This is a genomic window from Bradyrhizobium sp. Kon37 (genome assembly GCF_055807535.1).
In genome coordinates, this window is record NZ_JBVVOY010000288.1 from 1 (window position 1) to 260 (window position 260).

Consider the following 260-nt stretch of genomic DNA (forward strand, 5'->3'; position numbering starts at 1 on the left):
CGGGACGAGACCGGCGGCGTAGCGCCCGCCGGCCCTTCTCCCGATCTAGCGGCGCTTCGCCGCTCAACTGACGCTTACGGCCGTAGTTTGTGCAGAGAGTCCGCCATGAGAAACATCGCCGACCTCCTGATGTGGTTCAGACGGGGAAGCCAACGCGTGTCCAATACTCAGGTTGTAGCTATGGCTGAAGATCGATCCAGCATGGCTGATTTTGTCCGGATCCTGCAGGCCTGCGATCAAGCCCAGTAAGACAGGGGTTT

At 60.0% G+C, this 260-nt stretch carries 1 protein-coding gene; it reads right to left on the reverse strand.

The window, feature by feature from the left end; all coding sequences use genetic code 11:
* Positions 1 to 63 precede the first annotated feature (63 nt).
* A partial coding sequence (locus tag AC0L3J_RS38185; RefSeq protein WP_473350587.1) for a hypothetical protein occupies positions 64 to 260 on the reverse strand: 197 nt, incomplete at its 5' end.